The 24716-nt window shown below is 71.2% G+C and carries 21 protein-coding genes; 7 read left to right on the forward strand and 14 right to left on the reverse strand.

Features of this window, described 5'->3' with window-relative positions:
• Positions 1-103: 103 nt before the first annotated feature.
• The 4 genes from MTDSW087_RS20875 to MTDSW087_RS20890 all read right to left on the reverse strand — a co-directional run bounded on the left by MTDSW087_RS20875 (position 104) and on the right by MTDSW087_RS20890 (position 3115).
• Positions 104-736, reverse strand: coding sequence for a 7-cyano-7-deazaguanine synthase (locus MTDSW087_RS20875; protein ID WP_144766827.1), 633 nt, complete (start codon positions 734-736; stop codon positions 104-106).
• Positions 733-1755: a PfkB family carbohydrate kinase gene (locus MTDSW087_RS20880; protein ID WP_238179520.1), complete on the reverse strand. Its 1023-nt coding sequence runs from the start codon at positions 1753-1755 to the stop codon at positions 733-735. Before MTDSW087_RS20880 ends, MTDSW087_RS20875 begins: the two co-directional genes overlap by 4 nt.
• Positions 1756-1916: 161 nt before the next feature.
• Complete coding sequence (locus MTDSW087_RS20885) at positions 1917-2261, reverse strand: hypothetical protein (protein ID WP_238179518.1); 345 nt, start codon at positions 2259-2261, stop codon at positions 1917-1919.
• A gap of 119 nt (positions 2262-2380) precedes the next feature.
• The gene (locus MTDSW087_RS20890) at positions 2381-3115 is read right to left on the reverse strand and encodes an 8-oxoguanine DNA glycosylase (RefSeq protein WP_066920526.1); all 735 of its coding nucleotides are present in this window, start codon (positions 3113-3115) and stop codon (positions 2381-2383) included.
• A 51-nt stretch (positions 3116-3166) separates the two neighbouring features.
• Here MTDSW087_RS20890 and MTDSW087_RS20895 point away from each other — a divergent pair, with 51 nt between their 5' ends.
• The 3 genes from MTDSW087_RS20895 (at position 3167) to cueR (ending at position 7176) form a co-directional block, all read left to right on the forward strand.
• Positions 3167-3514: a helix-turn-helix domain-containing protein gene (locus MTDSW087_RS20895; RefSeq protein WP_144766829.1), complete on the forward strand. Its 348-nt coding sequence runs from the start codon at positions 3167-3169 to the stop codon at positions 3512-3514.
• A 684-nt stretch (positions 3515-4198) separates the two neighbouring features.
• Positions 4199-6730 carry a heavy metal translocating P-type ATPase gene (locus tag MTDSW087_RS20900; protein WP_144766830.1) on the forward strand — a complete coding sequence of 844 codons (2532 nt, stop codon included), beginning with the start codon at positions 4199-4201 and terminating at the stop codon, positions 6728-6730.
• Positions 6727-7176 carry a Cu(I)-responsive transcriptional regulator gene (gene cueR / locus MTDSW087_RS20905; RefSeq protein ID WP_144766831.1) on the forward strand — a complete coding sequence of 150 codons (450 nt, stop codon included), beginning with the start codon at positions 6727-6729 and terminating at the stop codon, positions 7174-7176. The genes MTDSW087_RS20900 and cueR overlap by 4 nt, the downstream gene beginning before the upstream one ends.
• 481 nt (positions 7177-7657) lie before the next feature.
• Here the strand turns inward: cueR and MTDSW087_RS20910 are convergent, their stop codons facing one another.
• From MTDSW087_RS20910 to MTDSW087_RS20935, 7 genes are all read right to left on the reverse strand, one after another.
• Positions 7658-8422, reverse strand: a complete 765-nt coding sequence (locus MTDSW087_RS20910) for a nucleotidyltransferase family protein (protein ID WP_186383941.1) — start codon at positions 8420-8422, stop codon at positions 7658-7660.
• A complete protein-coding gene (dgt, locus tag MTDSW087_RS20915) occupies positions 8415-9860 on the reverse strand; it encodes a dGTP triphosphohydrolase (RefSeq protein WP_144766832.1) in 1446 nt (481 codons plus the stop codon). The genes MTDSW087_RS20910 and dgt overlap by 8 nt, the downstream gene beginning before the upstream one ends.
• A 467-nt stretch (positions 9861-10327) precedes the next feature.
• Complete coding sequence (locus tag MTDSW087_RS20920; protein ID WP_144766833.1) at positions 10328-10849, reverse strand: hypothetical protein; 522 nt, start codon at positions 10847-10849, stop codon at positions 10328-10330.
• A 542-nt stretch (positions 10850-11391) separates the two neighbouring features.
• Positions 11392-12645: a hypothetical protein gene (locus tag MTDSW087_RS20925; protein WP_144766834.1), complete on the reverse strand. Its 1254-nt coding sequence runs from the start codon at positions 12643-12645 to the stop codon at positions 11392-11394.
• A gap of 1658 nt (positions 12646-14303) precedes the next feature.
• Positions 14304-14711, reverse strand: a complete 408-nt coding sequence (locus MTDSW087_RS20930; RefSeq protein ID WP_144766835.1) for a hypothetical protein — start codon at positions 14709-14711, stop codon at positions 14304-14306.
• Between the two features lie 99 nt (positions 14712-14810).
• Entirely contained in the window at positions 14811-14978 is a 168-nt protein-coding gene (locus MTDSW087_RS30330) for a hypothetical protein (protein WP_156453582.1), read from the reverse strand.
• A gap of 587 nt (positions 14979-15565) precedes the next feature.
• Entirely contained in the window at positions 15566-16015 is a 450-nt protein-coding gene (locus MTDSW087_RS20935; protein WP_066920372.1) for a hypothetical protein, read from the reverse strand.
• A gap of 818 nt (positions 16016-16833) precedes the next feature.
• On the opposite strand from MTDSW087_RS20935, the gene MTDSW087_RS20940 reads away from it, so the two are divergent.
• Positions 16834-19311 carry a sensor domain-containing phosphodiesterase gene (locus tag MTDSW087_RS20940; protein ID WP_280525283.1) on the forward strand — a complete coding sequence of 826 codons (2478 nt, stop codon included), beginning with the start codon at positions 16834-16836 and terminating at the stop codon, positions 19309-19311.
• A gap of 1124 nt (positions 19312-20435) precedes the next feature.
• On the opposite strand, the gene MTDSW087_RS20950 is transcribed toward MTDSW087_RS20940, so the two are convergent.
• The 3 genes from MTDSW087_RS20950 to MTDSW087_RS20960 form a co-directional block, all read right to left on the reverse strand.
• Positions 20436-21269, reverse strand: a complete 834-nt coding sequence (locus MTDSW087_RS20950; RefSeq protein WP_144766837.1) for a hypothetical protein — start codon at positions 21267-21269, stop codon at positions 20436-20438.
• Positions 21270-21282: 13 nt separating this feature from the next.
• Positions 21283-22650 (reverse strand): hypothetical protein, encoded by a 1368-nt coding sequence (locus MTDSW087_RS20955; RefSeq protein WP_066920380.1) that lies wholly within the window; start codon positions 22648-22650, stop codon positions 21283-21285.
• A 298-nt stretch (positions 22651-22948) separates the two neighbouring features.
• On the reverse strand, positions 22949-23251 hold the full coding sequence (locus tag MTDSW087_RS20960; RefSeq protein WP_066920382.1) for a metal-sensitive transcriptional regulator: 303 nt from the start codon (positions 23249-23251) through the stop codon (positions 22949-22951).
• A gap of 160 nt (positions 23252-23411) precedes the next feature.
• Here MTDSW087_RS20960 and MTDSW087_RS20965 point away from each other — a divergent pair, with 160 nt between their 5' ends.
• From MTDSW087_RS20965 to MTDSW087_RS20975, 3 genes are all read left to right on the forward strand, one after another.
• On the forward strand, positions 23412-23744 hold the full coding sequence (locus tag MTDSW087_RS20965; RefSeq protein ID WP_144766838.1) for a four-helix bundle copper-binding protein: 333 nt from the start codon (positions 23412-23414) through the stop codon (positions 23742-23744).
• A 49-nt stretch (positions 23745-23793) separates the two neighbouring features.
• Complete coding sequence (locus MTDSW087_RS20970) at positions 23794-24063, forward strand: hypothetical protein (RefSeq protein WP_066927216.1); 270 nt, start codon at positions 23794-23796, stop codon at positions 24061-24063.
• Between the two features lie 348 nt (positions 24064-24411).
• Positions 24412-24675: a heavy-metal-associated domain-containing protein gene (locus tag MTDSW087_RS20975; RefSeq protein ID WP_082773351.1), complete on the forward strand. Its 264-nt coding sequence runs from the start codon at positions 24412-24414 to the stop codon at positions 24673-24675.
• Positions 24676-24716: the final 41 nt, after the last annotated feature.

The raw sequence follows: 24716 nt of genomic DNA on the forward strand, positions 1-24716 counted from the left end.
GCCACCCCGCGGGAGAGCCCGCCTGCTACAGCGCTGTGAAGGGCGCGCAGGCGGGCTCTCCCGCTACCAGCGAGCTACACCACCATCAGGGACACGACCTGCCTCAACCTCCCGTCGCCGCGGACGCCTGGGCCGGGGTGTCGGCGCGGGCCCGGCCGCCATCGATGCGCGCCAGCGTTTCCTGGTGCTTCTCGCAGCCACGGCACCGACCGCAAGCGTATTCCATGACATGGCAGGAGAAGGTGGCGCCCAGGAGTGAACGGGGGATCCCCGACCGCCTGACAAGCTCCAGGGCCGAGAGGTGGCGCGCCGGGGCCATGACCCGGACGCCTCCCTCCTGAAGGTGCATCAGCCGGTCGACGGTCCGCAGGAAAGGGGCGCGACCGTCGGCATGGACGTCCGTCCGGATCGCCCCGAGCAGGATCTCGGTCAGTCCCTCGGCCACGAACCGCATGCCGGCGAGCGTCACCAGCATCTGGTTGCGGTAAGGCCACCACTCGGGCGCGCGCGCCAGATCCGAGGCCGCACGTCCCGCGAGTGGGCCGAGTCCAAGGGCCGACAGGTCGACCCGCGCGACCTCGTGGCGAAGCCCCAGCTCGCGCGCGACCGAGGCCGCCGCGGCGATCTCGCCCTCGGCCGGCCTCTGTCCGTAATCGACCGTGAGGCAGACGTCCGGCCTCTGCCAGGCGGCGATGGCCGCCGAGTCGAGCCCCCCCGAGAGCAGGAGCGCCCTCATTCCATGGCAGCCCAGGCCGCCTGGTAGAGCGCGGATGTCAGGTCGCGAGCGACCCGGCAGCCGGTGCCGACGAGCATCGTCAGGTTCGGGTCGTCGAGCCGCTCGGCAAGGACGACGACGGGCTTGCCGCGAGCGCGCGCGTAGCCGACCTCGAACAGGGTGCCCGGATCGGCGCCGTCGAGCAGCGCGAGCAGCGCGGCACAGCGGTCCAGGCCTTCGAGATCGGCGGCCGCGGTTTCCTGGGCCGGACGGCCCGTACCGACCTCGTGCAGGGGAGAGAACACCGGCGCGCCCAGTGCCTGGAGCCGTTCGAGCGCCTCCTCGACGAGCCAACGTTGCGCGAGGTCGAAGAAGGGTCCTGCCAGGTAGATCAGGCCGGGACGTCGGCCGGCGGGCAGGGCGGGCTGGGACGCGAGCTCGGCGGCGGGGGGCAGGGGCAGCGCGTGGTAGTCGACGAAGTGTGCGACGCTGCGCGAGGCCAGGTCCGCGGCGTCGACGGCGCCCAGCCCGCGCTCGCCCCAATGGTGCGCGAAGGCCGCGCTGAACACGTCGCCGGACCCGATCTTGAACACGCGCTCGGAGCGGTAGGCCGGGATGTCGGCCGGCACGCCTCCGGCCCGGAACACTCGCGCGCCCTCGCACCCGCGCTTGACCACGACGACCTCGGCGTCGTGCGCGGCGAGCAGCGCGGCGCCCACGTCGTCGCCCGCCGCGCCGGTCGCGGCCTCCGCCTCGCCCTGGTTCAGCACGACGGCGAGGCGCTCGACCCGGGACCCGTTGGCGCGGAAGGGGCTCGCCGCATGGCCGGTCTGCGGATCGTGGACGGCGCGCCGCGCCGAAACGACGGCGTCGCCTTCCACGAAGCCGAACCGCAGCACCACGTCGCCGGACACGGTGAGGGCAGGTTGCGCAGCGGGCACGGCCGGTTCGAGCAGCGCGGGCGAGAGGGGATGGAAGTAGGAGAACGAGATCCTCTCGTCGATCGGTTGGACGGTCGCGCCCACGCCGAACGCGTGCATCGAGCTTCGGACGTCCGAGACCCACCCCCGGTGGGCATAGGTATGGAGTTCGGTCCCGGGCGACAGCCGGCCGACCGATGCGGCAGCCCGCCCTCCGGAGCCGAAGAGGCGCCTCCAGCGCGGGACGGTACAGACTTCCAGGTAGCAGCCGCCGGCGACGATCAACGCGCCACCCGCTCGACCAGGACGCGACAGCGGGTGCGGTCGACCTCGATGACCCGGGCCTCGTACCGATGCCCGGCCCGCAGGCAGCCGAGGAGTTGGTCCAAGCCCTCCATGCCCGCGAGCGAGCCGACGATGTCGGCCGCGGGCCGCGTGCGGCACACGGCCGTCTCGAAGGGATCCTCCCGGTGCAGGGTCACGTCCAGGACGTCCCGCTCGCGGACCGTCGCCACCGCAGGGGTCCGCACGCCCGTCAGGTCGGTGTCGTAGCGCAGGTTGCAAGGGTCCGCGCCCCCGCCGAGCCCTTCGCCGCCGCCCTGGCCCTCCTGCCCCCGGGGCGACACCGGTGACGGCGTACCTGGCCCCAGACGCGGGCCCCTGCGTGTGCTGGACTTGCTACCGCCTGACATCGCGATCCCTAGACGCAAACCTAGACGATAGTGGCCTCTTTCGCCGGCCGCCGTCAAACGGGACCCCGGCCGATATTCCTCATCGCCCGCCACATCACCGCGTCGAGCAGGGACGGCCTGGCGCCGAGCGCCCCGCAGAACTCCAGGAAGCGCCGCTCCAGCGCCTCGTAGTCGCGCGGTACCCGCATCGAGCGGTCGAAGAGGCCGATCAGGAGACCGGCCCGGATGATGTGAATATCCAGGATCGCGACTTCGTCGCTGCCCAGCCAGTTGCGGGTGATCCAGGATGCGGTCTTCGGCCCGATGCCCGGGATCCGCATGAGGTGGCGGCGGAACGCCAGGGCGTCGTCGGTCGGGGGCGGCTCATCCTCGATCATCCCCAACGCGACCGCGAGCCGTCGGGCCCGCTGGTGCGGGAAGCGGTAGCGGACCGGGCGGCCGCCGAGCAGGACCGGCTGCAGCAGCAGAGCTTCGATATCCGCCTCGGCCGGGCGGCGTCCCGGCACGAACACGCCGGCCTCCACCAACCGGTCGTGAACGGCATGGTTGACCTCAGCCGTGATGCCGTAGCCGCCGAGCAGGCAGAACCCGACCTCCTCCTGCAGGGAGCCGTCGCGGTTGACGAACCCGTCGGACTGCTCGCTGGCGCGGCTGACCATGTCCGCCCAGAACGCGGCACTCGGCACCCACTCGGGCCGACCCCAGCGGACCCCGGGCACGACCTCGGCATCCGGATCGGGCAGCGTACGCCGTGCAGCCTTCGGGCGGCCTTCCGCTTCGAGCAGCATAGTCGCGATTCCCCTTGACGCCGTCCCCGGATATTCATTTTCATTCAAACCATGAGAGGACGCAAGGCAGGATCCGGCGACGGAGAGCGCGCCGCCATCGCGGCGGCGCTGGAACGAGCCCGCCGAGAGGACGGCCTGAGCCAGGACGCGCTCGCCCGCACGCTGGGCTCCAGCCAAGCCAACATTTCAAAACTCTTGCGCGGTCGACATACCCCCCGCCCGGAGCTGGAGGCAGCGATACGATCCTACCTCGGCGGCCGGCATAAGGGCGCCGCCCTCCCGTCGGAGGCATGGACGCGGCGCCTTCTCGCGGCCTGCGAACGCTCGCAGGCCTTCCGCGACGTCGTCGACGCGGCGCTGTCGCTTGTGAATGAAAATGAATATCCTGACCGAACATGACGGCGACCCGGGGGCCTCCGGCGTTCACGACCGACGACGCTCCCGGGTCGTCCGTCGCGGTCGACGGCCGGGTGCGGGCCGCAGCGCCCGGTCCGCATTCCGGCGGTGAGCACCGACGTGTCAGCCGCCGGAGCGGCTCCGACCACGCGGCAGGATGCACCTGAGCCGCCTCGGGAAAGCGGCACCGGCCCGGCTGCTGAACCGGCTCGGGGGCAGGGGAGGGACGCCGCCATGCCGCCGGCGCAGGCCCCGTTTCGGCGTCGGTCCCTGGCCCGCACCGGCCGACCACGTCCGCACGGACGGCCGCCTGCCGGGCTCGGCCGCCGTCCTGCCGGCGACGGAAGAGCCCCGGCCACGAAGATGTGCGGGCATGTTCATCCCCGTCTCGTTTCCGCCAGGTTCCCGCGTTCGACGTCCGCCGCCAGCGCCCTGCGGCTCCGGCCGTGGCGTGCGGGCCGGCCACGCGCGCTGCCTACGCGACGTGCCTCACGCGGCAGCCGCACGCCAGCCCCGCGACGGAAGGCGGCAAAGGGACCGGATCTCTTTCGAGGCATGGAGGACGACGCATCCGCGCGCCGCCGGAAGGGCGAAACCCGCCTTCGCGAGATCCCACCCTTGACCTTCCAACGATGGGAAGCCCCATTTCCAGCGGCGTCCGGTTCATGACACCTGAGGAGTTGGCCGATGGAGGCTCAGTCCAGGCCGAGGAAGACCGCGGGAACGACAATCAGCCTGCCTGTCGAGGGGATGAGCTGCGCGTCCTGCGTCGGCCGTGTCGAGCGGGCCCTAGGCAAGGTCGAGGGCGTCGAGGCCGTCAGCGTCAACCTGGCTACGGAACGCGCAGATATCCGGACCAGTGGTTCGCTCGATCCCGAGCGATTGGCGCAGGCCGTCGAGGCTGCCGGCTATTCCGTGCCTGCACAAGCCGTCGAGCTCTGCATCGAGGGCATGACCTGCGCATCGTGCGTCGGACGCGTCGAGCGCGCGCTCAAGGCGGTGCCGGGTGTCGCCGAGGCGATGGTGAACCTCGCGACCGAGCGGGCGAGCGTGCGCGGCACGGCCAACCTGCACGCACTCGCCGCCGCCGTCTCCGCCGCCGGCTACACCGCGCGTCCGGTCGGCGGGCCCCCCTCCGCCGACGATGAGGCCGCGCGGCGCAGGGAGACCGAGCGTTCGAACCTCGGGCGCGATCTCTCCATCGCCGCCGTGCTGACGCTGCCCATCTTCGTCCTGGAGATGGGTTCGCACCTCATCCCCGGCATGCACGCGATGGTCGCGCGGACCATCGGCATGCAGCAAAGCTGGTACGTCCAGTTCGCGCTGACGACCTTGGTCCTCGCCGTGCCGGGCATCCGCTTCTACGTGAAGGGCATCCCCGCGCTGGGTCGCCTCGCGCCGGACATGAACTCGCTCGTGGCGGTGGGCACGCTCGCGGCCTACGCCTACTCAGCCGTCGCGACCTTCGCGCCATCCTTGCTGCCCGCGGGGACGGTCAACGTCTACTACGAGGCGGCGGCCGTCATCGTCACCTTGATCCTGCTCGGCCGCTTCCTGGAGGCCCGGGCCAAGGGACGCACCTCTGAGGCGATCACGAGACTGGCCGGCTTGCAGGCGAAGGTCGCCCGGGTCCGGCGCGGCGTCACCTCGGTCGAGATCCCGGTGTCAGACGTCGTGGCCGGCGACATCGTCGAGGTGCGCCCCGGCGAGCGCATCCCCGTGGACGCCGCCGTGACCGACGGGGAGAGCTACGTCGACGAATCGATGATCACCGGCGAGCCGGTCCCGGTGGCGAAGACCCGAGGCAGCACGCTGGTGGGCGGGACCGTCAACAGGCAGGGTGCGCTCACCTGTCGCGCGACGGCGGTCGGCGAGGCGACCGTGCTGTCGCAGATCATCCGCATGGTCGAGGAGGCTCAAGGCTCGAAGCTGCCGATCCAGGCCCTGGTCGACAAGGTGACCATGTGGTTCGTGCCAGCCGTGATGGCGGCGGCGGCGCTGACTTTCGCCGCTTGGATCGTGCTCGGGCCGTCGCCGGCGCTGACCTTCGCGCTCGTCAATGCGGTGGCCGTTCTCATCGTCGCCTGCCCCTGCGCCATGGGCCTCGCCACACCCACCTCGATCATGGTCGGCACCGGTCGGGCCGCCGAGCTGGGCATCCTCTTCCGCAAGGGCGAGGCGCTCCAACTCCTGAGGGATGCCAAGGTCGTCGCGGTCGACAAGACCGGCACGCTGACCGAGGGTCGTCCCGCCCTGACGGATCTGCAGGTGACCGCAGGCTTCGACCGTGCGTACGTACTGGGGCGGATCGCGGCCGTCGAGGACAGGTCCGAGCACCCGATCGCACGGGCCATCGTAGCGGCGGCGCAGGCCGAGGCCATTCCGCTACCCGAGGTCCAGGCCTTCGAAGCCGTCGCCGGACTCGGCGCCAGGGCCGAGGTCGACGGCGAGCGGGTGGAGATCGGCGCCGACCGCTACATGCGTGAGCTCGGGCTGGACGTCGGGGCCTTCGCCGCGGCCGCGGCGCGGATGGGCGACGAGGGCAAATCCCCGCTCTACGCCGCCATCGGCGGGCGCTTGGCCGCGGTCATCGCGGTCGCCGACCCCATGAAGGACACGACCCCAGCCGCGGTCGCCGCGCTGCGCGCCCTCGGGCTCAAGGTCGCGATGATCACGGGCGACAACCGCCGCACGGCTGAGGCCGTCGCGCGGCGGCTCGGCATCGACGAGGTGGTCGCCGAGGTGCCGCCCGCCGGCAAGGTCGAGGCGGTGCGTAGGCTGAAGGCGGAGCACGGTAAGCTGGCCTTCATCGGCGATGGCATCAACGACGCGCCCGCACTCGCGGAAGCGGATGTCGGCTTGGCAGTCGGCACCGGCACCGACGTCGCCATCGAGGCCGCCGACGTGGTGCTGATGTCGGGCAGCCTGGGCGGGGTCGCGACCGGCATCGCGCTGTCGCGCGCGACCATCGCCAACATCCGGCAGAACCTGTTCTGGGCATTCGCCTACAATACGGCCCTGGTCCCGGTGGCAGCAGGGGCGCTATACCCCGCCTGGGGCGTCCTGATGTCGCCGGTCCTCGCCGCGGCCGCGATGGCCCTGTCGAGCGTCTTCGTCCTCGGCAACGCGCTGCGGCTGCGCGGCTTCCGTCCGGAGGAGGCGATACCGCGCGCCGGCCTCCGCCAGGTCGGCGCGCCGGCGATGGGAGGAACTCCATGAACATCGGTCAGGCAGCCAGGGCCTCCGGCGTCTCGGCCAAGATGATCCGCTACTACGAGCAGACCGGCCTGATCCCGCCGGCCGGCCGCAGGGATTCTGGCTACCGGGACTACTCGTCCGAGGACGTGCACATGCTGCGCTTCGTCCGGCGGGCCCGGGACCTTGGCTTCTCCATGGCCGCGATCAACGAGCTCCTCGACCTGTGGCGCGACCGGTCAAGGCGGAGCGCCGACGTCAAGCGGGTCGCGACGGCGCACATGATCGAGCTTCGCGAGAGGATCGCCCACCTGAGCCAGATGGTCGCCACGCTCCAGACATTGGTTGATTGCTGTTCGGGCGACCACCGGCCGGATTGCCCGATCCTGGCCGACCTGGAGGAGCCCGCCGAGGAACACCCCCGGAAGCATCCGTCAGGCGCCCTGCAGCGTCCCAACCCACGGCCTTGATCGAGCTGGACCCGGGAGCGTGCCGCCCGGCCCGCGCCCCTTCCCCTCGTCGCGGCGCCGCACCCCGTCGACCGGCCATCTCCAAGGGCATTCCGGTCCGGGAAACGCGCCCGCGCCCCGATGGGACGTGGTCGGCGCGCGCCCTGGCCACACGGCCATGCTCGCACGCAGTCACCATGCGTTGCCGCCCGCCGCGCGCTGCCGTGGGTTGATTGACGCCCGACCTCGGCCCGGTGGCCAGGGGTGGTGGCGTCCGCCTCGGCGCAAGGTCGGTTCCGTGGACAAGGCCCGGCAACTCGCGAGGCGCCCCGGCCTCGAAGCCGGGATCGCGCGGGCCGGACCAGGACGATCCGGGGCACCTCGGCGCCGGCGGCGCACGATGGGCACGGTCGGGGCTCCTAAACCGGTTCGTCCGGTCCCGCCCGTCCCGGCCGGGTTCCTCTTCACCCGCCACGGTGGCGAGGGCCGCAGGGCCCCATTATCACGGTCGTGCTTGCTCGCTCCGGGCAAGGCCGGTCGGCGCGCCCGCGTGCCGCGCCGGCGGCCGTGGCCCCGTGCCGGAGGATAGCGGGCGCAGGTCTGCCAGGATGCTGGACAGGCGTGATGCGAGGTTCCTGTCGAGGCTCCCCGCATGCCCCTTGGCCATCCTGCGGAGATACCTCTCCAGGCCAGGCCCGACGGCCTGCTGATGTTCGAGGATCCGTAACGCGCGGACCACGACCCCGTGCGGGTTCGGGTTCTCTTCCAGGTTGGTGTCGACGACCGCGTCGCGCAGCCAGGCCGTGAAACGCGGCCCGTGGTGAACCTGGCGGGAGCCGCACAGGTAAACCACGGCGTCGCAGTCGAAGAAGGTGGTGTGCACCAGGTCGGCCAGATGGGCGGCCTGCACGTGGCCGGACCGGACCGCCCAAGTGGAGGGTAGGGCCCACACGTCGTACGTGTGGCGGCGCCCGGCGATGCGGTAGCCGCCGAAGCGGTTCCGAACGGCCGCGCCGTCCCGCATCAGCTCCGCCAAGCGCGCCGGCGGCGCGTGCACGACCAGGTCCACGTCCGACGCGAAGGCCGCAGCCCCGCCCCGGGCGAGGTCCCGAGCCATGCCGCCGAAGATCGCAACCTCGCCCACCTGCCCGAGATGGCCGATCAGATCCGCGATCTCGGGGCCCCCGCGAGCCTCGTCCGCGAGGAAGGCCTGCATCCGCCGGCACAGCTCCGCGCCGTCGCGGACGGGGGAGCCAAGGTCAGCCATGGTGCCGCCTCAGGTCGTCGCGCAGGGACACCGCGAACGTGTCGGTCATACCCGAGATCATGTCGGTGACGAGCTGCAGTTCGCGGTAGCGCAACGGCATCGCGTTCCCGGGCGCCTCGGCGACGCGCCGGTAGTTCTCCGAGATCCGGGAATACACGTAGGCCGGCAACGCCTCGCGGTCGGAGCGCAGGTCGTCCGGATCCTTGCGCCCGACGATGGCCTTCCAGAACATGTCCATGAGCTCGTGAACGGTCCGGTGCCCGTCGAGCTCGACTTCGAGGACGCTGCGGTGGCGGTAGACGTGAAACTTGGCGAAGCGCTTCAACGAGGTCCACAGCACGACCGCCTCGGAGGCCGCCATCAGCTCCCTGTCGAACGCGCCGGCCATGATGGCATCCCGGTTCGCCACGAACGCCCCGACCGCGGCCCGCACCATCTTCCCGATGGCGTCGACGCGGAACATCTGCATCGAGATGTCGTCGAGTTCACCGGGCGACAATCCCGCGTCCCGGAACTCGGCGTGGCTGCGCTCGGCCCGCTCGCAGACGTCGAGCGTCAACTCGTCGTCGCAAGCGTCGTGACGCAGCCAAGCCGTCAGCACGTTGAAGTTGATCAGCTTCTTCTTGGCCGCGTCCTCGACGTCCACCACCGAGTACGCGATGTCGTCGCAAGCCTCCATCACAAAGGTCAGGGGATGGCGGACGCCCTGCTGCAAGCCGGTCTCGGCCCAGACCTCGGCGGCGATCTCGGCCTCCGATTGGAAGAAGTTGAACTTCTTTCTTGCCTGGGAGGTCTTGTCGACCGCGTCCGACGGCACGGGGTACTTCATCAGGGCCGCCAGGAAGGCATAGGTCATGTTCAGGCCGAAGTCGTCGTTCAGGATCTGCAATCGCGTCAGCAGCCTGAACGCCTGCGCGTTGCCCTCGAATTTCAGGAAATCACGGCGCATCGGCTCGCTCAGGTCCGGCGCGTCGAAGATGTCGAACGAGGTCGGGTCATCCTTTCGCCGGGCGGAGTGGCGCTTCACCCAGGTCTGGATCGCGGTCTCTCCCTGATGTCCGAATGGCGGATTGCCGAGGTCGTGGGCGAGCCCGATGGCCTCAAGGAGGGCGGGCACGTTGCGCAGGGGCTCGACCTCCGCGGGGAACCCCAGCGCCCCGCCGTGCACGAAGGCGAGGGTGGTCCCCATGCTCCGCGCCATGTTCGCCACCTCGTGGCTGTGGGTCAGCCGGGTGCGGACGCTGTCGTTGCGTTCCAAGGGGAAGACCTGGGTCTTGTCCTGGAGGCGCCGCACCGGCGTCGAGAACAGGATACGGTCGTGGTCACGCTCGTGCTCGGTCCGGTCCTCGCCCAGCCGCGCCGTGTGGGCTCTGCCTGCGGCCTTACCCTTGCGCCGCTGGGAGTTGAGGAGGCGTCCCCAGTCGAGTTGATCTGCCATCCCTCGATCCCGTTGCGGCGAGGACGCCCGGTCCACTGCCGACCCACAACACCGTGCGCCCCGGTCTACGTTCCGGCCCGCCGACGCGTCACGCCGGGATTCCGCTGTTGTCCACGGATTCCGTTCGGAACGGTGCCGCTCGCGCCGGCAAGACACTAGGGCAGGCGCACCAGGATTGGAACATAGGGCGAACGAGATCGGCGGGGACCGGCCGCTCCGGAGGGCTCGGCCTAGCCCCGCCTACACCGAACTCGGAGGAGCGGCGCATGCCACCGCCCTGCGCGACCGGCGTGTCCTGCTCGGAGCCCGCACCCTGAGCGGAAGCGGCGCGCGGCGACGCGTCGTCTGCATCGCCAGCCGTGCCCGCCGGCAGCCACACCCGGGGCGCGGACACAGCTGGCCCGCTCCGACGGCACGGGCGGGCCGGGCGAGGGAGTACGAGCGGGCCCGGCGCGCCGCCGCGGCCCTCACGCCGGTTCCGGGCGCTCCTGTGGCTCGCGATCCGGGCCTTCCGCGCCCGGCGCCGTCACGGCTACGGCGACCGCAGCACCGACGATGGCGCCTCCCAGGGCCGCCGCGGCCAATGCCGCAGGTGCCGGCGACCGACCCTTGAGCGCCTCGGCCAGGACGGCCTCCGCTTCGGCCTCGCTCTCACGCACAGCGAGCATCAGCTTGGGACCGAACTTGAGGACCGATCCGGCGCCCTCGTGGTGGATGGCGGGGCTCGGCGGCTCGACCTCGCGGACCCGTTCCGCGCTGACCATCATCTCGATGGCCCCCTCGGGAGGGGTCAGCCGAGCCATGGCAGCCCCGGCTGCGGCGAACTTCGCGGCCAGGGAAGCCACCGTCTCCACGGAGTAGATCCGGTCACCCGTGATGCGGAGCATCACCGCATCCTTGAACTCGTGGTCAAAAGCCTGACGCATCCACAGGAGCTCGTCCGGAGCGATATACTCGACGTCGCCACCCGGCATCCTGACGATCACCATGTCGGCTCCCCCTGTCATCTAAGCTCGACAACAACATGAGTTCGAGCTTGGTGTCCATAAGGCGCTGCGTGCTTTCACCGGCTGCTGGACCGTCGGTCGCGGGAACCTTGGCCGTTTCCAATGCCTGCGCGGCCGGGCGACTTCCCGAGGCCTCGCCACCGGCAACGCGAGCGGCCCTGGAGCATGCCCGCGGCCGTTCCATCCGCGTCCGATCCCGGCACGCGCCCGGCCATGGTAGGCGCGGCCCGAGGAACATGGCGCCGCCGTGCCGCCTCGCGTCGCTTCAAGAGGACAGGGGGAACCGGAGAGGGCCCGCTCGATCCCTCTTACGATACTGTGCGGCCCGAGGCTTCGGTCGCCACGTGCCGAGCCGGCAGGGCGGCTGCCGACCGGTGCCGGCGCGCCCCGAAGGCGCCCCGGCTCATCATCGAACCCGGACCGGCGACATCGGCCCGGGGCTTGCGCCGCTCGCGCGGGATGTGGGGCCGGCGCCCGCGACATCGGCCGGCCCTCCCTTCAACCCGCGCCCGGCAGAACGCCATTCAGGGCAAGGGGCCTGTTCCTGGGTCGGGCGCGGCCGACCGCGTCATGAAGAACCGCTCCTTTCCCTCCGCCCACGCGAAGCCGACGCGCGCCAGTTCGGAGACCGGTGGTCCACCGTCGTCGGCGGCGAACCGCAGGGTCACGCCCTCGGCGTCGGCGGCCCGGACGAGCCAGTCCGCGAAATCCGCCGGAAGCTGGCCACCGGCGCGGCAAGCGATCACGAGCTGATCCTCCGCGTAGGCATCGAGCACGAAGCCGTCGCCGCCGTCCCGTTCCAGGATGCGGAGCATCAGGCGGAAGGAGGAGGTGTCGAGTTCCGGCGGCACATGGGCGTCGAGACACGCGTCCACCTCGGCCCAGGCGGGCCGGTCGGACCGGTGGCCGGGCCCGACGAGATCCTCTGCCCTGTGCTGCATCGAGCCGAGCTGAAGGTCGAAGCAGGTGGCGACCGCAAACCGGACCCCGTGTCGCGCCAGGATCGCCCGAGCCTGCCCGCAGAGGTCGCCGCTGCGTTCGACGGCGACCTCCATGACCTCCAGCCCGGGATGGCGCCGCAGCACGGTTTCCAGCGCCTCCCCCAAGCCGCCCCAGATATCGCCCTGCAGCCCTTCGAGCAGGCGACGACGCCAGGGCGGCCCCTCCAAGCCCCGCTTCCTCGGTCCCCCGACCGGGGGCGACCGCAGAACCGGCGCGGCCCGGGCGAACGACGCGCTTCGGACCGCTCCTAACTCCGCCTCGAAGATGGCGTCCGCGAGGCGCACCACGAGGGGCGCGAGCGCCTTCCGCGCCGCCTTGCGGAACTCATGCGCGACCGACCGCACCTGACGGGCAAGCGTGTCGTCGCGTGCCCCCGAATCGTACCCGACCGCTCGCGAGCGGCCCGCCCCCTGGGCGAAGGTCCGGGCTTCGAGAGCCTCGACCGCGCGCATCAGGATCGGGAGCGCCTCCAGGAAGCGGACGGCACCGTCGAGGTGATCCCGCGCCGTGGTGTGCTCCGGGACCTCGCCCGCGATCTGTCCGACAGCCGCGAGGAGGCCGGAGACGTCCCGCGGGTCCCGCAGTTGCGGCAGGGCGGAGAAGGCGGCGCGATGGAGTGGGTTGCGCGACCTGGCGAGCGGCATGACGACCCCGTCGAGCCACGTCTGCCTGAGGTGCTTGCGCAAGCCGACGTCCAGGCCGTGCAGCTTGGACCGCAGGATGCCTCCCGCTTGGCTGGCAGTGAGAAGGTTGTCCAGCAACACGTTCAGGATCATGCTCGATTCGGGTGCGCAAACCGCGAAGACGGCCCGCATCGCCCGACGGATTTCCTCCTCCGAGACGGGCGGGATGCCGGCGGTAGAAGCGTCGGACGCGTTGAAGGCACACGGAACTTGGCCGGAAGTGGGCATGCGGGCACCGGAGAGTTGGGACGGAGCCGCCCCGCCGCGGATCAGGCACCCTCGCGGGGCCCGCCGGGACCGCTGCTCGCGAGTGGCGCGGGCCCGAATCGGCAGAGTGCTGCTCCGCCCGGGAGCACGCGTTGATCGTCCGGGCGGTCGTGAAAGGGACAAGCTGCGGCCCGCCCTCCGATCCTCGGCCGCAAGCGGGGACATCCGTGTGCCAAGCAAGGCCTGGCCCGCGCGGTCACAGGATTGCGTGGCTCTCAGGCCGAGCGCTGGTCTCGCCTACCTCCGGGGAGGGCGGTGACGCGGACGGGGAGTTGAGCGGGGTCTGGACCTTCCGCGTGTTTCACAACCGCTCGGAACCCCTGACCGGGATCGGGGATCTGCTCGCGGGGAAGGGCGCGCTCACGGTCGAGCATGCTGCGGCACCTGGCGCGTTGCCAGCTTGTCGCTCGGCACCTGCGGGGCCCTGATCGAGTCCTTCGTCCTTGACGCCATGCACATGCGGTGGAGCTTGGTACCGCGCGATCCCGCGAGCGGAGAGCCCACCTTCCTCGGGCGTCTCGACCACGAGACCGGCGGCGAGTGGCTGCTTCCCCCTTCGACTTCCCGGGCGAGTTCTGCTCCTCCCATGTCCAATTCGGTGCCCTGGCGTCTTCCCGACCGGGTCGACCAGCGCATCGGTGACTGGCTCGACGCCCACGAGGCCCTCCAATCCGAGGAGGTGGCGGCCGCGGAGGTCGGGGGACATGGTTCGCCGATGGCGCCGGGTCAGGAACCGTGGCCCGGGCCGCCGGGTGCCCGAGGCGGGCACGTGCGTCTCGACGAGGAGGGGTGCGCCGGGCGCTCCGCACCATCCGACCGGCCGGAGGGCGAGGGCGAGCCCGGCGGGGCCGCGGTCGTGCCGGGCCCCGTCGATGCATCGCTGCAGCGGCGCGGGGACGGCGACGCTCGTGCCCACCATCGCGCGCCCCTGCCCCCCGCCTTGACGCCTTCTCAAGGCGCCTGTCGGTTGCGCCCGGCGAGCGGCTTGGCTTCCGACGGCCCCTGCCACTCGGCGAGGGATTGCCGCGGCCCGGTGTCCGCTGGGGCCGCGAAGCAGGGACATCGGCCCCTGGATTGGGCGCGCCTCGCCCTCCGGGTCGGACGTCAGGGCCCTGCGGGCGACGGCGGGCCCATGGCCCTGCCAGGCCTAGCGGCGGCTTGCCGCCATCCGGCCGACCATGTTCCGGCCGGCCTTGCCCCGCAACGCCCAGGCATGAGCCCGCGACGCTGCCGGCGGGCCGGCGGGCGGGACGGTCCGCATCGGATCCACGTCACGGCTGCGCGGGGACGCGTAGCACGCGGCGATCCAGGCATGCACCGCGCCGACGAGCGCCGCCATGGTCACGGCGCTTCGCCCTTGACCGTCCCGACAGGCCCCGGACCGGCCCAACAGGGCGTTGAGGTGCGCGTGTCCCGGAAGTGCACGTGCGGGCCGGTGCAGGACCTGGATCCCCATCCGCCACGCGGCCTCGTGGAAGCCCGTGTCATGGTACCCGACGGCGTGGTCCACCACGATGACTTCCGGCACGCCCAGGCACGCCCAGGCACGGCCAGGCCGCACCGAGCCCGCCCGCCGTGCCCGAGCCGTCACCGAACAGCCTGAGGACATCGACCGGTCTGCGCCGCTCCGCGTCGAGGGCGGCGGCGACGACTAGGCCCGTGCCCTCGTCGCGGCCCAGCGTCATGTGGACGACGTCGAGGCCGAGGTCCGCGACGCGAACGGCGAGGGCTGCCTGGCTGATGCCTACGCACGCCAGCGCACGCGGGGAGGGGACGTTGACGGGCCTGTACCGGTCGTGCGCGTCCGGCGGCACCTGGCGGCACGATGCTGCCCGGGCGGGATCATCGAGGGCGGGAGGGGAGGCGTTCGTTTCCTGGTCACGGGTCTTCATCACGGAACTCCGGCATGACGGCCGCGGGGCGGCCCGTCGCTGGACAGGGGACTCCCCCGGCCTGGGCCGGGGGAGGGGAGCGAACCGCGGTGCGGACGCTCAGCGGTCGGCATCGTCCCCGTCGGAGGGGCCCCGCCCGTCGATGTCGGCGGCCCGGCGGCCCAGGGCGCGCGCGATGTCGCCGTCCCACCGGTCGAAGTCGGGGTCGAGGAAGGCAGCGGAGACGGGGTCGTCGTCGGTGAGGCCACCGAAATCCAGGTCGTCCATGGGTCTTGTCCTCTCGCAGGCGAAGGGACCGGGCCCGCACCCCTCGGGGGCGGGTCCTCGGCGATGGTCGCCAACGGGATCCAGGACGAACGCAACGAGACGCTTGCGCAGGCGCGCATGTGCGGCTAGTGTACGCCCGTCGATCCGAGCGGCCTGGCAGCCTCTCGGAGAAACCCGTTGGCCTTGGCTGGCCAATCCCGAGCCTTTTGGGCGCGGGATGCCTGACACTCGCGGCAGCTGCGACACTGAGAGGCGAGTTCAGGGTAAAGCGCGCGGCCCATGGGCCGCGCGTTTCTTTTTGCTCGTCCGAGACTTGAGGTCCCGGGTCAGCCCGACCCAAGGGCGGGCCACGAGCCCGTGCCCGCCCGACCGGCCGGTCAGCCGCCGGAGCATGCGGGCGAGAGGTCAACGCCCGCTTGAGGTGACTGGCCGCCATGCACGCCTCCATCATCCAAGTCGAATAGTACCATGTTCCGGCAAGTTTTTACACCTGCGGTGTAGCTTGCCTGGACTGACTTTTCCCGGTTGGTTAAGGTTCAGGCACCCGCCCGCCCCGACTTCTCCGGCCGCCGTCATCTGGTGCCTACTTACGCCGGAGGCAGCGCGTACCACCGGCGAGCAAGCTCATCGTGGCGGACCAGGCCCAGGCGCTTCAAACGCGTCTTCGCCTTCTCGGAAGCGTCCTTGCTCATCTTGGCGTCTCGGACGGCATCGTTCAGCTCGGTCCCGGACAGGCCGGCCTCTCCAGCCCGCTCCAGCGCCTCCACGATCACCGTGGCCGCACGACCTAGGACCACGGAAGGCGCCCCCGTCCGCACGGGCTTCGCCGGAGTAGGGGGCGAGGTCGGCGTCACGGGCGAGGGCATCGGGACAGGCTCCGTCCCCGCCTTTGCCAACAGCTCCTCCATGCGCTCCTTCTGAAGGTAGAGGACCGCCAGACGCGACGCGGTCGAGCGCAGGAACCTGTTCTGCTCCTCGACGACCTTATCGATCTCCTCCTCGATGCGCCTGACGGCGGAGCGAAGGTCGTTGAACATGGTGTGCTCCCCTGGCCTGAAGCCGCGCAGCCCTGGGCGAAGCTGCAGGCCAGGGCATCCATGGCCATGGCCATAGCTACGGCACCCGGCGGCGGACGGCAAGCATTTCGGACCATGGCCCGCTAGCGAATGGCGGTAAGGTTAAACAAGCCTTTCACCGGATGCGTATCGCCCTCTAGAGCCATCTCGGCCGCGCCTCGGCGCGCCACCCGGATGGACACCGGGCCGGACGCGGTCGCCCGTTCCGACGCGACGCCGCTGGAGCCCAGGGCCAGGTGCCGGTACGGAGCCTCCCCCGCGGCAGCGCTCGCTCGCGGTCATTGCGCCGAACACGGCCATGGCGCCGTCGGGAACCGGCGCCGATGCAGCTCGGCCCTGGTGTAAACCGGCCATGGCCAGGCCCCCCGCTGGACCATGCGTGGGTCAGCCGGCCGAGGCCGCGCGGCTCAGACAGCGGCCCCCGCAAGTCGCGTGTCGCGACCGTTTCAAGGGAAGGCCGGCCAGGGGGCGCGGCATGCCGCGCGAGCCCACCGCCCCGGCCCACAAGACGCCGGCGCCCTGTCCATGGCCAGTCTAGCGAGGCGGCCGGGCCAGAATGCCTGCCCAGAACCCCCCGTAGGTATGCCTTAACGGTTGACGCCGATACGTTCGCTTGAACGGCGGCGCAGCGAGCCGCCCGCCCCTCCCGATGAAGGCCGGTCGAACGGCCGGGCACTGGACGAGCGCATGATCCCGTTGCCGATCACGAGGCCGAACGCCTGACGGCCCTGCGCAGCCTCGGCATCCTCGGTTCGCCGCCCGATCCCGATCTCGACGCCATCTGCCGCCTCGCCGCCGAGATGCTCGGCACGCCGACCGTGGCCGTCTCCCTCGTCGACGCGGAACGGCAGTGGTTCGTGGCGGGCGTCGGGACCTTCGCGGTCAGCACAGCCCGGAATGCCGCCTTCTGCAACCACGCCATCCGGTCAGACGACATCCTCGTGGTCGAGGATGCCGGCCTGGACCCGCGCTTCGCGGGCAACCCGCTCGTCACCGGCGCGCCCGGCATCCGGTTCTACGCCGGCGCGCCCCTCAGCCTGAAGCACGGCCTGCGGCTCGGCACCCTCTGCCTCATCGACACGCAGCCGCGGGCGCTGGATGATGCGCGGAGGCGCCGGCTCCGCGACTTCGCCGCCCTCGCCGTCTCGCACCTTCGCCTGCAGGAGACGAAGGTCGCCCTGCAGGCGCGCGAGAACGAACTGCACCGGGCAAACCGCGACCTCGGCCTGGCGGAGCGTTGGGCCAAGATCGGCCACTGGCGCATCGCGTTCCCCAGCGAGCGCATCACGTGGTCGGACGGGATGTACCCCATCTTCGGCCGTCCACCCGGGGCCGGGGCGCCGACGAAGCAAGCGGTGCTCGACACGTTCCATCCGGAGGACCGAGAAGATGTGCGCGTCCGCCTTGAGCGGACCGCCATGGGAGGTGAGGCCTACGAGCATCGTCCGCGCTTCGTTCGTACGGACGGCGAGATCCGCGTCGTGCTGGCCCACGCGGTCGCCGAGCGGGACGCCGCGGGCGAGGTCGTCGGGCTGTTCGGCGCCTGCATGGACGTGACCGACCTCGTCCGGGTCGAGGACGACCTGCGCGCGACCTCGGCGCTGCTCCGCGCAACCTTGGAGCACATGGACCAGGGCCTCCTTATGGTGGACGCCGCACGGCGTGTCCGCGTGCACAACCGGCGCGCGCTTGAGCTTCTCGACCTGCCGGGGGAGCTCCTGCGCGGCGAGCCGAGTTTCGAGGCGGTGCGGCGCCATCAGGTCGCCCGCGGCGAGACGGCGGACCCGGCCGAGGCGCTGCCTCCTTCGGGACGGGAGCAGGCGAGGGAGGCCGACAGCCGGATCCACGAGCGGGAGCGCCCGGAGGGGACCGTCCTTGAGGTCCGTACGGTGCCGCTCGAAGGCGGCGGGATGGTGCGCACCTACACGGACATCACCGCGCGTAAGCGGGCCGAGGCCCAGATCGCCCACATGGCGCACCACGACGCGCTGACCGGCCTCGCGAACCGGACCCGCTTCCGCGAGTGCCTCGACCGACGGCTCGCAGAAGTCGGCCACCACGACGCGACGTGCGCCGTGCTCTGCCTGGATCTCGACCGCTTCAAGGCGGTGAACGACACGCTCGGCCACCCGGCCGGCGACGCGCTGCTACGGTCCGTCGCTGCCCGGATGCGCGACCGCCTACGGGAGGGGGACGTCCTGGCGCGGCTCGGCGGGGACGAGTTCGCCGTGCTGACCGCTCCCGTCGCCAACCCGGGGCAGGGCGCCGCCGTGGCCGCGCGCCTGGTCGAGGCCCTTCAGGCGCCGTTCCGCATCGAGGGACACGAGATCACGGTCGGGGCCAGCATCGGGATCGCGCTCGCGCCAGAGCACGGCCGGGACGGCGACACGCTGTTCAAGAACGCCGACCTCGCGCTTTACGCGGCCAAGGACTCGGGCCGCGACGGGTACCGGTTCTATCACCCTGCGATGGGTCAGGCCGCGAGCGTCCGGCAGCGGCTGGAGCTCGACCTGCGCGGGGCGCTCGCGCGGGACCAGTTCGAGCTGCACTACCAGCCCGTGGTCGACGCGCGCTCGCTGGCGATCACCGGGTTCGAGGCGCTGATCCGCTGGACGCACCCGACCCGAGGCCGCGTCCCGCCGGACGCCTTCATACCGGTGGCCGAGGAAACGGGGCTCATCGTGCCGGTCGGCGAGTGGGTGCTCCGCAACGCCTGCGAGGAGGCGGCGCGATGGCCGGGAGACATGCGCCTGGCCGTCAACGTCTCGGCCGTCCAGCTGATGCGGCCCGGCCTGGTCGAGGGCGTCGTCGCGACGCTGGCCGCCACCGGCCTGCACGCCGGTCGCCTGGAGTTGGAGATCACCGAGACCGCGCTCCTGCGGGACAACCCCGCGGTCCTGGCCTGCCTGCACGAGTTGCGAGGCCTCGGCGTGCGCTTCGCGCTCGACGACTTCGGCACAGGATACTCTTCGCTGAGTTACCTGCGGAGGTTCCCGCTCGACCGGATCAAGATCGACCGCTCCTTCGTCGAGGCGGTGGACGATCCGGGCACGGCAGCCATCGTCGGGGCCATCGCCGGCCTAGGGGCCTCCCTCGGCGCTGCGGTCACGGCCGAGGGCGTCGAGACGGAGCGGCAGCTCCACGCGGTGCGGCTGTCCGGCTGCGGCGAGGCGCAGGGATACCTGTTCGGCAAACCCCTGCCCGCGGCCGAGGCCGCCGCCTTCCTGCGCCGGAAGGCCGGGACGAAGGCCGCATGACCCGGGCAGCCCTGGGACCGCTGCGGGCGGGGCAGGTCACGATGCGGACCGCCCTGGCCTGCGCGCCGCGGATGATCCGGCGGATGCCGCGCAGCTAGCTTGGCGGTAGGCGACACGGCCGCTTAAGATTCGTTGCGGTACGCTCGATTCGGCGAACGTCCGTCACGTTCGTCGCCGCCGTCGCAGGGTCGGATACCCGGCCGGCACTTCGCGGTTACCAAGACAGCGGAGGCGGTCGGAGGCGCCCATGGAGGCTCGGCCGACCACGGCGCTCGACGAGACCTCGCCGGCGGACCTGTTCGCGGCCTCACCGGTCGCGGCCGGCCGCCCCCCCAGCACGTTCCGGCCAGGCTGAGCCGGCGGGCGTTCTCGGGAGCGGGTTCGTCGGACCCTGGATGCCTCTCGAAGTTTTAACGGCAGCCGGTCCACCCCTCGGCCCAGCCGCGACGCCTCCCGGCCAGCTACGACGCACTGCAGAGGTGCATGCGTAGATCCCTCACCGTGGTGACGGCGAACGCAAGACGCCGACCCGCTCGTCCGGTCGCGCGCGCCCGCACTCGTCCCGGACCCGCTTCTCGACCGCTCGGGCGCCGGGGCCACGTGTTCGACCTCTCGCCGCGCACGCGCGCCTCGCCGGCCTCCTGTGCCGCACGCGCGGACAAGGAGCCCCTCGAAGAACGCCGCGCATCCGTGGCACCCGGCGGCACCAGCAGCCGCCGGGATTGGTCCTGTGCGAGCGTGCATGGACGCACCGCGACCGTGCAGCCGCCGCCCCGTCGCGCGTCGGCGCGGATTGCCCCAAATCCGACGACCGCCTTCGCCGGCGTAAGCCGGTCAACGCAGCGTTCCCAGGGTTTCGCGCGGGCCTTGGCCGCTCGCGTAGGGCTCCGTCGAGGCCGCGGAGGTTAGGATCTGCCTGCCGACGACGCCGCACGCCCCCGCGACGGCGATGGCCAACAGGATGCGCAGGAACGTCCTCCGCGCGGCCGCCAGGACGCCCGGCCGCACACGGCGCCTTCGCCCGGCGTTCCTGGATGTCCAGGCATGGCGTTCCGGGCCCATTCGAACTCTCCGATCTCGCGGTAAACCAGCCGAGGGCTGCGGGAGGCTGCGCGTCCGGCCTTTCAGCGGGGCGGGTCGAACGAGTACGGGAAGCTTAGCGAATGCTGCAGGCCGGCCGTGACGCGGAAGTCCTGCCGGCGGTCGCCGCCGAAGCCGACCCCGACACCCCCGGTCAAGACTGTCTGGGGCGTGACGATGTAGCGGGCGCCGATCTCAGCCAGGTTCACCGCGCGCCCCCTTTCGCGGTCGGTCTCGCGGAAGATGTCGGCGACCAGCACTACGTTGTTCGACACCAGCTGGCTGTAGCCCACCCCGACACGGTAGCGGTCGCGCCGCTCCGCCTCGCGCCCTGTGGTTGGGTCGTAGTTGTGGAACCATGACGCGTTGAAGTGAATCCGGCGCGGCACGTAGGAGTAGGGCGAAAGCCCCTCCGGGTCCGGCGTGCCGATGCTCTTGGTCGCCAGGAACTTGAGCTCGGTCTCGGTCCCGCCCGCCATGCGGCCGTAGGGGGTGTTGACGCCGAGCGCGACCGCCAGGGCCGGCAGGACGAGGTCTTCCTGGTTGAAGTTGTAGAAGCCTTGGGCCCGGAACGCTCCCTGGTCGGTGTCGCTCGCCGTGCCAACCCTGTAAGGCGCCTCGACAGATAACTGGAAGTTCTTGAAGGCCCCCCACTCCACGCGGGGCACGGCCATCAGGCTGCTGAGGCCACGCGGGTCGTTCCGGGTGCGGTTGTACTGGAAGTAGGACTGTACTTCGAGGCCGTTCTCCTTGATCGGGTAGGCGTCCTCGACGGTGATGGGCAGCCCCTCCTCCAGGTTGGTGTGATCCGCGGCGAGCGCCGGGCCGGCGGAGGCGACGAGGGCGGCCGCGAGGGCGGCGCGAACGATCTTCGGCATGGCGCGGGGCTCCTCAGCGCACGGCGACGCGGGCCGGGCCGAAGCTCGGCTCGACGCCCATGTCGATGGGGGCCACGTCCGGGATGCGGGCGGCCTTGGCCTTCCAGGCGGAGACCATGTGCTCGACCATCATGGCCGGGGTCTCCCCGGGCTCGGTCGAGCCCGGCATCATCCGCATGCCGGGGGCGACCTGCATCAAGGCGTCGTGGAGCGAGCCGGGAACCTCGCCGGGCTCGATTCCGAGCCGGCCGTTCATCATCATCTGCCGCATGACGGCGGCCTTCCGGTCCTTGGAGAGGCCGCCCGGATACATCATCGGCAGCATCTCCATGAGCATGTCCATCATGATCATGCCCATCGCGCCCTGGGGCGAGCGCACCCAAGCCGGGTAGGTGCGCGGATCGTAGCCCGGATGCGGCTCGCGGAACTTGCGCGCGTAAACCTCGTCGCCGGGCTGGTAGCCCATGGCCTCGATGACGCGGTACATCTCCGCCCGCTTCTCCTCGACCGACCAGCCCTTGTAGGCCAGGATCGAGTAGGCGATGCCGTGCAGCATGTGCAGGTTGTCGAAGATGTTTGCGCTCTCCGGGCTCATTCGAGAGTAGCGCGGCATGATCTCGCGCGAGAGCACCATTCGCTGCGGGCGGTCGTTAAGGATCTCGCGGTACATGGTCTCCTCGACGGCCTTGATCGCGACCTCCTGATCATGGTTACCCGAGATCATCTGGGCTTCGTAGACGGCCGGATGCCACCAGTGGGCGACGTAGAACAGGCTCTGGTCGAGCGGGTAGAAGTTCCGGAAGTGGTTCAGGTAGGGCTTCATCATGATGCCCGCGCGCCGCATCGTGAGTTCGAGCGGCGCCACGCTGCGGGGCACGCCCGGCGTCTGCATCTCAAGGTAGTAGCGGACCGTGCGGTCCGTCCAAACCTTCTTCTCGGCCCAAGGGATCTCACGGAACGACATCACGTCGTAGGTCTGCTCGTGATGCATGTGCGTCCAGTCGATCGTCCGGAACAGCGTGTGCATCGCCCGGTCGACGTAGCTTGAGTAGTACGGCATCTCCGGCTCGGTCGCCGGCGGATCGCGCAGCCACTCCTGGGCCTCCTTGTCGAAGCGGGCGTCGACGGCGGCGTGGTCCTCGAAGCGCGTCAACTGCAGCAAGTCGTGCTGCTTCGAGTGGAAGAAGTGCATCCCGGCGCCGATGCGGTACGCGCGGTTGTGCCGGTAGAAGAAGGCGAGGTTGTAAGGCCCCTTGAGGAAGCTCACCCCGTTGCGCTGTTCGAGCGCGAGGGCCCGGCCGACGCCCCGCGGCAGGGATGCCGCCGCGCCGAAGACCCCGGCGGCGCCGGTGAGAAGGGCTCGTCGCGACATACCGGCCATCGGCACCTCCGTTATACCCCTCATGGGTAAACGCGCCGACAATCGTTCGTCAAAGCCAGTCGCGAGTTAATCCGCGGCTCCCGGCCGGATCCGGCTGGATGTTGCCAAAGTGCGACAATCCGGGCGGCGGGGCAGGCTGCCCCGCCGCCATCGTCACGCCCCATGCCGGGCAACCTCCGCGATGGCCAGCCGGCAGAATGCAGCGCCGGACGGCAGCTACGGCGGCGCCATGGCGCGCCTCTTGCCCGGACTTCCAGGCGCGGGACCTTGAGCGGGCCTGGCGGGAATGCCGGAGGTGTCAGACGATGCGAGCGATGAGACCGCCGACCTCGTCGGCCAGGCGCTGCCGCTCGGTATCCGAGAGGTTCCCGGCCAGCGAGGATTGCACCAGCGCGTGCATGTGGTCGCGCACCATGTCCGACTGCACGCGCCTGAGCGCAGCGACCACCGCGTCGATCTGGTGCGCGACGTCGATGCAGTAGCGCCCGTTCTCGATCATCTGCTGCACGCCGCGCACCTGCCCCTCGATTCGACGGAGCCGCGGGATCTGCTGCCTATGGTCGACCGGGACGCCTCCATGGTCCTCTTCGGAACCTGCCATGCTGCCGTGTACCTCTGATGGTCGGGCGACCGCTGGCCCCGGGACCCGGAACAATACCCCGGTTGGGTATGTTGACATTCGCGACGCCCCGGCCTCGTCGGCCTCGGGGCTTCCCCTGATAGTAAGGCTTAGCATCCTCCCGAACAATGCGAGCGACGACATGCATCAGATGAGCCACGATATGCAGGCCTGCATCGACGAGTGCCTGCGCTGCTACCAGACCTGCCTCGGCATGGCCTCGAACCACTGCCTGCCCGCCGGCGGCAAGCACGTCGAGCCCGGGCACCTGCGCCTGATGCTTGCCTGCGCCGAGATCTGCCGGACTTCGGCGCACTTCATGCTGCTCGGCACGGAGCACCACAAGCATACCTGCGCCGAGTGCGCCGACGTCTGCGAGGACTGCGCCCGCAGCTGCGAGCAGGTCGGCGACATGCAGGCTTGCGTCGAGCAGTGCCGCCGCTGTGCCGAGAGCTGCCGCAAGATGGCCGCCTGAGCCCGAGGGGCTCTCCCACCACAGCATCGTCGCGAGACGGAGAACATCGATGCGTCAGCTGTCCCTCGCGCTCGCCGGCCTGCTCGCCGCGGCGCTTCCCGGCGCCGCCTCCGCGCAGGTGCCCGCCAGGCCCGGCGTGCCGGGATCCGCCGAGCCCGTGGTCACGCGCACGCCGGGCACGACCGGCAACGACCGGAACGTGGTGGTCGCCCCCGGTCCGACCGGGGCATCCACCCTCCAGACCGACTCGGCAGCGGCTGGCAACGCCGGCCAGCCGGCGCGCGCCGTCCCGCAGGGCAGCGGCGGCGGCAGTCGCTGAACGGGGCATTCCGCCCCCTGCCGGGCCTGCCTCGTCAGGATCGCCGCCGCGCAACGGGGTTCCCGAAGCGGGGCAGGCCCGCGGGGAGCGGTCGTCCGGGGCGACGCGCGACCGGGGCGGGCACGCCAATCCGGCCAGTGCGGTGCGCCTCGGTACCCGCGCCGGATCCGTGCCCGATGGTGGCGCAACCCGAGGAAGGGTCGACGCCTCGCACCGCCCGCTTGAGCGGCCGCCGCGCTCGCCGGCTGACTGAGGTCGGCGCATCGGCTGCGAACGCTCCGGGCGGCCCTTGACCTTCCAACGATGGGAAGCCCCATTTGGGCGGGGTCCTCAAGAAGGAGACCCTGAATGTGTTGCTGCACGAACAACTCCGTCGCCACGCCGTTCCCGGCACGCCGGCCCCAACCCGACACGGTGGTTCTTCGGGTCGAGGACATGACGTGCGGCCACTGCGTGCGAGCGGTGACGGCCGCCATCGTGCGAGACCTGCCCGGCACGCGAGTGACCGTCGACCTAGGAAGCAAGACACTCACCGTCGGCGGGACGGAAGACGCGGCCGCCGTGGCACGGGCGGTTGCGTCCGCCGGCTATACCCCTTCACCGGCGGCATGACGCCGCGGTCCCGGTGCGAAGGCCGGACAGTGGGATGCGAT

This window comes from Methylobacterium dankookense, assembly GCF_902141855.1.
GTDB lineage: Bacteria > Pseudomonadota > Alphaproteobacteria > Rhizobiales > Beijerinckiaceae > Methylobacterium > Methylobacterium dankookense.